The 8,203-nt window shown below is 72.1% G+C and carries 5 protein-coding genes; 2 read left to right on the top strand and 3 right to left on the bottom strand.

Going from position 1 to position 8,203, the window contains the following annotated elements:
- Positions 1–60 precede the first annotated feature (60 nt).
- The 3 genes from V7E45_RS36230 to V7E45_RS36220 all read right to left on the bottom strand — a co-directional run bounded on the left by V7E45_RS36230 (position 61) and on the right by V7E45_RS36220 (position 4,768).
- Positions 61–2,904, bottom strand: coding sequence for an AAA family ATPase (locus V7E45_RS36230; RefSeq protein ID WP_333778525.1), 2,844 nt, complete (start codon positions 2,902–2,904; stop codon positions 61–63).
- A 71-nt stretch (positions 2,905–2,975) separates the two neighbouring features.
- Positions 2,976–3,827, bottom strand: coding sequence for a mycofactocin-coupled SDR family oxidoreductase (locus tag V7E45_RS36225; RefSeq protein ID WP_333778524.1), 852 nt, complete (start codon positions 3,825–3,827; stop codon positions 2,976–2,978).
- 692 nt (positions 3,828–4,519) lie between these two features.
- Complete coding sequence (locus V7E45_RS36220) at positions 4,520–4,768, bottom strand: acyl carrier protein (RefSeq protein WP_317441293.1); 249 nt, start codon at positions 4,766–4,768, stop codon at positions 4,520–4,522.
- Between the two features lie 98 nt (positions 4,769–4,866).
- Here V7E45_RS36220 and V7E45_RS36215 point away from each other — a divergent pair, with 98 nt between their 5' ends.
- Positions 4,867–6,456, top strand: a complete 1,590-nt coding sequence (locus V7E45_RS36215; RefSeq protein WP_333778523.1) for an AMP-binding protein — start codon at positions 4,867–4,869, stop codon at positions 6,454–6,456.
- Positions 6,457–6,550: 94 nt separating this feature from the next.
- Positions 6,551–8,203, top strand: a 1,653-nt coding sequence (locus tag V7E45_RS36210) for a type I polyketide synthase (protein ID WP_333778522.1), incomplete at its 3' end; no start/stop codon positions are given.

Raw genomic sequence — 8,203 nt, 5'->3', positions numbered from 1 at the left:
CCCCCCCCCCCCCCCCCCCCCCCCCCCCCCCCCCCCCCCCCCCCCCCCCCCGGCGGGGTTTCAGCTGGCGATGTCCTCGCGGTCGGTCGGCAGCAGGCCGTCCCTGGCGAGTTCGGTGCGCTCGTGTTGTTCGCCGTCGTGCCCGCGCAGCTCGTACACCGAGAGCAGATCCGTGCGCCGGGTGATCCCCAGCTTGCGGTAGACCCGCGTGAGGTGCTGCTCGACCGTGCTCACGGTGATGTACAGCATCTGGCTGATCTCACGGTTGGTGTGCCCGAGCGCCGCCAGCTCCGCCACCCGGCGCTCCGCCTCGCTGAGGACCTGGCGCGACTGCTGGTCCTGCTGGCGCCAGCCGGCCTGCGGTGCCCGTCGCTGCTCGGCGCCGCCCTCCTCCTCGGCGGGCAGCCCCGGCGCGAGACAGGCCCGGGTGACCTGGGTGGCGCGCCGGGCCAGCAGCCTGGCCTGGTCGAACTCGCCGAGTTTCTGGTGGGCCAGGCTGAAGTCGTTGAGCGCCCTGGCCAGCTCCAGCCGGTCCTGGGCCGCGGTCAGGAACTCGACGCTCTGCCGCAACAGGGCCGGGCGCCGGGCCGGTTCACTGGCGGCGGCGAGCACCCGCAGGGAGATGCCCCGCACCCGGATGTCCGCCGCCCGGGTCCGCTCCAGCTGCTGGCGGACCAGCTCACGGGCCTCGGCGGTGTGGCCGAGTTCCAGGTTCACCAGCGCCAGGTTGCCGCGCCACGGGCTGAGCGCGGGCAAATCGACCTCCCACTCGTGCATGAGCCGGCCGCACAGCTGGAAGTCGCCGCCCGCGGCGAGCGCCTGGTCGGTTGCGAGGAACAGACAGCCCCTCGCCTCCAGGTAGTACAGGCCGAGGAAGGTCTCGAACAGGGCGTCCGGCACGGGCTGGCGCAGCACCTGGGCGGCCGCGTCGTAGTCGCCGAGACTGGTGCGGGCGGAGACCAGGGTGGCGCGCGGCAGCCCGATGAGGATGCCCCACGCCTTGGCGGGAAGCAGCTGGAGGGCCCGCTCCGACTGCTGCACGGCGGTGGTCAGGTCGCCGAGGCGCAGCGCGATGCTCGCGTTGACGCCGCTGAGCACCGCCTGCCAGGTGAGGTCGCCGAACCGGGCCGCCTCCTGGACCAGCCGCTCGCACCAGGAACGCGCCAGGTGCGGCTTGCTGCCGCAGCGCAGGGCGAGCAGCGCGCCCGCCACCACCTCCAGGGCCGTCTCACCGACATGGCAGCTCTGCAGGATGTGCTGGGCGGACGTGGTGGCCGTGTCACCGCCGCCGCGCACCCAGAACGTCGTCATCCGGTCCACGGCGTGCGCCCAGGTGCCCCTGCGCGCCGCCACCCGGACGCCGTCGGCGCCGGCTGTCCGCAGCCGGCGGTCGGAGCCGAAGTACCAGTGGAAGGTCGCGGACAGCTCGGCGGCGCTGCGCGGGTCGAGCCGTTCGGGCGTCCCGCACAGCGCGGCCGCCGCCCGGGTCGCCGCCTCGGTCTGGCCGTGCCACAGGGAGTAGCGCACGATCTCGACCGCGGCGGCGGGCGGCAGCTGCCCCGCCTCCACGGCGTCGAGGAGCGGGGGCAGGTAGGCGGTGGCGACCGCGGTGTTCTTCCGCCACAGGGCGCGGGTGAGCGCGTACATGCCGGCGTTGCGCTCGCGCGGGTCGGCGCTGGCACCGACCGCGAGTTCGAGGCAGCGCACCGCGGTCTCCGGGTCGCCCGCGGTCAGCGCGAGTTCCGACGCGTCGCGCAGGGCGGCCACCGCCCACGGCTCGGGTGCCTGGCCGGCCGCCAGCAGGTGCCGGGCCACGTCGCCGGCCGTCGCGCCCGCCTGGGAGAGCAGCCGCGCCACCTGGGTGTGCAGCGCCGACCGCTCGCCGTGCGGCATGCCGTCGAGGATCGCGGACTCGCCCCGCGGATGCCGGATCCGGCCGCCGAGCAGCACGCCGGCCTCCGTGAGGATCCGGACGAGTTCCTCGGTCTCCTCCAGCCTGCCGGCGAGCAGTTGGGCGATCAGCGCCGGCGAGGAGCGGTCGCCGAGGACCGCTGCGGCGCGCGCCACGGACAGCAGCTCGGCGTCCCACCGGTACAGGCAGGCCAGCACGGCCTGTGCGTACGCGACCCCGGCCAGGGGTCCCTCGCGGTCGGCGTCCTCGTCGGTGAACACGGCGCCGAGCCGGTCGTCGAGCGCCGCGTGCAGCAACAACGGGTTGCCGCCGGTGAGCCGGTGGTACCCGTGGGCGAGCCGCGCGGGCTCGGGGACCCCCTCCTTGGCCAGCAGGGTGGTGATGTCCTCGACCGACAGCGGGGCCAGCCGGATGTGGCTGCAGGGGTGCCGGGTCAGCTCGGCCCGGAACTCCGGCAGCGTCGGCTTGCCGCGGTGCCACTCGTTGAGCACGATCAGCAGCCGTTTGCTGACCATTCTGCGCTGCAGCGAGAGCAGCAGCCGCAGCGACGGCGCGTCGGCGAACTGCACGTCGTCCACCGCGAGTACCAGCGGCTGGTCCGCGCACAGGTCGAGGAGCACGCCGCACAGTTCGCGGATGCTGGTGTCCGGACTGCCGTACGGGCCCGGCTGGTTCGCTCCCCACGAACCGGCCGACTCGTCCGGGATGCCGATGAGCCGCGCGGCGTGCTCCGGCAGGGACGCCGCCGGGCCGGCGCTGCGGAGCAACTGGTCGGCGACGCCCATCGCGAGCTTCCGTTCGGCCCTCGAGCCGGTGGCGGTGAGCATCAGGGCTCCCGCCTTCGCCGCCTGCCGTGAGAACTCGTGCAGCAGGTGCGTCTTGCCGCTCGCCAGGCCGCCTTCTACGAGCGCCAGTCTGCCGTTGCCGCACGTGCTTTCCGCGAGCAGGTCCCGCAACTGGGACAGCGCCGCGTCGTAGCCCATTCTCGCCATAAGTGCCTACCCCCCGAGCTCGGCATTTTCTGTGCTGAGCGGGACTTCGCGCCGGGCGGCGCCCGCCCCGTTCACAGGCGATGTCTGGCGATGGCGCCTCCGTCGATCCTCAGCTGTGTCCCGGTGACGTACCGCGATTCGTCCGAGGCCAGGTAGACGACGGCGTGCGAGACGTCCGCGGTCGTGACGTGGGTGATGGGCATCGCCTGGAGAGTGGCCAGGATCGGTGCCACGTCGTCCTTGGTCGGGTTCTCCAGATCCGGGCGGTAGGTCCGGAGCATGGCATCGTTGTTGGTCATGTCGGTGTCCACGGTGGTCGGGTGGACCGAGTTCACCCGGATGCCGCGCGGCGCGAGCTGAAGGGTGAGTTCCTTCATGTAGTCGACGAGGACGTGCTTGCTGAAGCGGTAGCCCACGTAGCCGGCGCCGGCCATCTCGTCCTCGCCGATGGGCGGCACCAGACTCGCGATGGAGCCGGACAGCACGACGGAGGCGCCGTCACGCAGATGCGGCAGCGCGGCGTGGACGGTGTTGAGCACGCCGACCAGGTTGACGTCGACGCTGGCGGCGAAGCCGTCCACGGTCACGTCCTGGCCCATCGGCAGGATGCCCGCGTTGGGGACGAGGACGTCGACACCTCCATCGAGTTCGGCGACACCCTCGGCGACGGCCGAGCGGACGGCGGCGTAGTCGCGCACGTCGGCGTACTTCACGACCGCGCGGCGCCCGGTCTCGCGCACCAGTCTGGCGGTCTCGTCCAGGTCCTCGTTGCTGGCCATGGAGTAGCCGGCGGTCTCGATGTCCTTGCACAGGTCGACGGCCACGATGTCCGCGCCCTCCCGCGCCAGGTGGACCGCGTGGCTGCGGCCCTGGCCTCTGGCCGCGCCGGTGATCACGACGACCTTGTTCTCAACCCGACCCATCTTTGGGGACCTCTTTCACGCGAGGGAAGTTCTGCTTTTCAGGTGGAAAGTAAAATGCAGGTTTCGCGGTGGGGACCGGCCGACATCAAATGGACTGCGAACGGCAGATGAGTTCGCGGCGAATCACTGTTGTGTTCGCCCGGGAACAGTTGAATGGACAAGTAACAGGCACCAAATGCCATGGTGCAGGCCCGCACGCGGACCGGTGATCTTGGCCGTAATGCTGTCCGTCATGATGGTCGCATTATTTGTCCGACTGTTCGACCGCGCAAGAGAATCGGTAAATATCTTGTGAGGGTGTCTCCTTGCCCATGGACAGCGTGCTCTCCTGTTCGTGGCCGTTCCCTCAGGTTTCACTCAAATCCCTTGACACGGCGCCAGGTCGGCCTTGCCGCAGTGGTGCGTCATGTGGGGTTGGCTGATTCTTGACGGTGCGCCCGGCGGGGCCGGCCGGTGACGGCCGGACGCCGGGGCGGTCCCTGTCCGATCCTGCCCCTCTGCCATAGGTGACTTACCGTCAAGTATTCGCGCGTAGCGTCGACTTGCAGTGAACACGAGGTCACCGAAAGGGGGTGGCGGCCGGTGAACGCTGGGGTCGATAGGGGTACCGCGCTACGCCGGCTCCCCGTCAGCATGGCGCCCGAAAAGGGCACTCCGCCCACCGGGCCCGGCGGCCCCGGATGCCCGTTCGGTCATTCGGCCGGCGCGGTCATCCGTGAAATGCTCGCCCAGATCCGACCGGGTGTGGCGAACGTTTCCAGACTGAGCAGGTCGTCGACGAACCGGATGCCGTACTCCGCCTCCAGGTCGCTGATCAGCTCCACCGTGGCCATGGAATCCAGACCGTAATCCCGCAGCGAGGTTTCCTCGTCAATCGCGTCCGCCGGGGATATGAACGGAAGGTATCTGCGCAGTATGGCGTCGAACTTGGCGTCGAGCATGATGACTCCCACTCAGAGACGTGGCTGTCTTCGCGATGCAAGACCACTACCGGACGTATCGGCAACCCCTATGCCCCCCTTACTCGCTGGAGATCGGAATGTCCGACCTGGTCGACTCCGCGCTGACCACGCGCTTCCTGCGGGGCCTGGCCACCGCCCCCGACCGCACCGCGGTACGGGTGGGAACCAGCCGCGTGACCTACGCCGAACTGCACGAGCTGGCCCTGCGCCGGGCGGGCGACCTGCACGCCGCCCCGGGCGGGCCGCCGCGCGCCGTCGGCGTCCTCACCGACCGGAGCCTGGAAGGCTACGCCGGTGTCCTCGCCGCCCTCTACGCCGGTGCCACCGTGGTACCGCTGCACGCCCGCTTCCCGCTCGAACGCACCCGGCGGATGCTGGTCACGGCCGGGGTGGACGCGGTGATCGCCGACGGACCCGGGCTCGCCACCCTGCGCGAACTCGCGCGGTCCGGCCTGCGGTTGCCCGTACTCGCGCCCGGAGCCGGCGACACGGTCCCGTACGCGATGCCGGCGACCGGCCGTCCGCTCGACGCACCGGCCCGGGTGCGCGACGCCGACCACGCCTACATCCTGTTCACCTCGGGATCGACCGGCCGTCCCAAGGGCGTGCCCCTCACCCACGGCATGATCCGGCACTACTTCGCCCTCGCCGACCGGCACTACGACTTCCACGCCGGCGACGCCTTCTCCCAGACGTTCGACCTGAATTTCGACTGCGCGATGTTCGACATGTTCTGTGCCTGGGGCGCCGGCGCGAGCCTGCACCCCGTCCCCGCACAGGCCTACCGGGACCTGCCCGGCTTCTTCGCCGAACGCCACCTGACCGTCTGGTTCTCCGCGCCGAGCGCCATCGGCCTCGCCCGCCGCACCCGGGGTCTCGCCCCCGGCGGCATGCCGACGCTGCGCTGGAGCCTGTTCGCCGGGGAGGCACTGCGCGCGGCGGACGTCACCGACTGGCAGGCCGCGGCCCCCGCCGCCACCGTGGAGAACATCTACGGCCCCACCGAACTCACCCTGACCGTCAGCGGCCACCGCTGGTCCCCGAAGACCTCCCCGGACCTGTGCGTCAACGGCCTCGTACCGATCGGCGCACTGCACGAGGGCCACGACCACCTGCTGCTCACCCCGGACGGCGCGTTCTCCGACCGCGAGGGCGAACTGTGCGTCACCGGACCGCAGATGACCCCCGGATACCTCGAACCGGAGGACGACGAAGGCCGGTTCCTGCGGCACGACGGCCGCCGCTGGTACCGCACCGGCGACCGGGTGCGCGCCCTGGACAACGGCGAACTGGTCTACCTCGGCCGCTGGGACTCCCAGGTGCAGGTCAACGGCTGGCGGGTGGAGCTCGCCGAGATCGAGTTCGCGCTCGGCGCCTGCCCCGGCGTACGGGACGCGGTGGCCGTGACCCGCACCACCGGCGGCACCGCCGAGATCGTGGTCTTCTACACCGGCCAACCCGTGCCCGCCGCCCGCCTGACCAAGCAGCTCGCCGAGCTCCTGCCCAAGGGCATGCTGCCCCGGCGCTTCACCCACCTGGCGGAGTTCCCGCTGAACTCCAACCGGAAGATCGACCGCAGACGCCTCGCCGAGGAGGCGGCCGGCCGAGCGGGCGGCCCGGTGGCCGGGGAAGCGGCCGGGGGGCCCGGCACCGTCCGGACCGACTGAGCGCGCGTTAGGGGTCGTTAGGGGCTCTTGACCGGCGGCCCGTGCGCGAACGTGACCCGCAACGGCAGGCGGACGCACATCGCGGAGGAACCTCTTGACGTCGGCACACACGCTGGGGGCGCTGCCCGCACCCGAGCAGATACGAGTCTTGGTCGAGCTGGTGCGCGAACAGGTGCTGGTCGTGCTGCGGGAGGCCGGCGAGGAGCCGGACGCGGTCGACCCCGCCCGCCCGCTGCGCGAACTCGGCGTGGACTCCCTCGGCCTGGTCAAGCTCCAGCGGCTGCTGAACGCGGCCACCGGCCTGACCCTGCCGCCCACCGTCGGCTTCGACTTCCCCACGGCGGCGGACCTGGCCCGCCATCTGCGCGCCGAACTCATCGGGTCCGCCGCCGAGGCCACCGACGAGATCACGCCACCCCCGGCCGCGGACGAGCCCATCGCCGTCCTCGGCATCGGCTGCCGCTTCCCCGGCGGCGCCGCCTCGCCCGACCGGCTCTGGCAGCTGATCGCCGAAGGACGGCACGTCGTCGACGACTTCCCCGACGACCGCGGCTGGGACCTCGACCGGCTCTACGACCCCGACCCCGCCACCCCCGGCACAACCTACGTCCGCCAGGGCGGATTCCTCCGCGATGCCGGTGACTTCGATGCCGGCTTTTTCGGTATCAGCCCCCGCGAGGCGCTGGCCATGGAACCGCAGCAGCGCCTCGTCCTGGAGACCGCGTGGGAGGCGCTGGAACGCGCCGGCATCAACGCCGACACGCTCCGCGGCAGCCGCTCCGGCGTCTTCATCGGCGCCGACCCGCAGGACTACGGCATGCCGCTGCACGAGGCCCCGGACGGCCTCGACGGCTACCTGATGACCGGCAACTCCCCGAGCGTGCTGTCCGGACGCCTCGCCTACGTCCTCGGCACCGAGGGCCCGACGCTGAGCGTGGACACCGCCTGCTCCAGCGCCCTGGTGGCCCTGCACCTCGCCGTGCAGTCGCTGCGGGCCGGCGAGTGCACGCTCGCGCTGACCGGTGCCGCGTCCGTCATGGTCCACCCCGGCGCGTTCACCTCCTTCAGCCGCCAGCGCGGACTCGCCGCCGACGGGATCTGCAGGCCCTTCGCCGCCGCCGCGAACGGCACCGCCTGGTCCGAGGGCGCCGCCGTCCTCGTCCTCGCCAGGCTTTCCGAGGCGCGCCGCCTCGGGCATCCCGTGCTGGCCGTGATCCGCGGTACGGCCATCAACTCCGACGGCGCCAGCAACGGGCTGACCGCCCCCAACGGGCTCGCCCAGCAGCGCGTCATCCGACAGGCTCTGGCCAACGCCGGCCTGACCACCGGCGACGTCGACGCCGTCGAGGCGCACGGCACCGCCACCACCCTCGGCGACCCGATCGAGGCACACGCCCTGATCGCCACCTACGGCGCGGCCCGCTCACCGCGGACACCGCTGTGGCTCGGGTCGGTCAAGTCCAACATCGGACACAGCCAGTCCGCGGCGGGCGCCGCCGGACTCATCAAGATGATCATGGCCATGCGGCACGGCGTGCTGCCGCCGACCCTCCACGTCGACCAGCCCACCCCGCACGTCGACTGGTCCTCGGGCACCGTCCGGCTGCTCACCGAGGCCGTGCCCTGGGAGCCTGGCGACCGCCCCCGTCGCGCCGGCGTCTCGGCCTTCGGCGTCAGCGGCACCAACGCCCACGTCATCGTCGAGGAACCGCCCGAACCCGACCCGGCCCCCGCCGCGGACTGGCTG

Origin of the sequence: Streptomyces sp. IBSBF 3136 (assembly GCF_036815105.1) — a bacterium.
Taxonomy (GTDB): domain Bacteria; phylum Actinomycetota; class Actinomycetes; order Streptomycetales; family Streptomycetaceae; genus Streptomyces.
The sequence above is the reverse complement of the archived record's forward strand: the minus strand, read 5'-3'. Positions and strand labels throughout refer to the sequence as shown.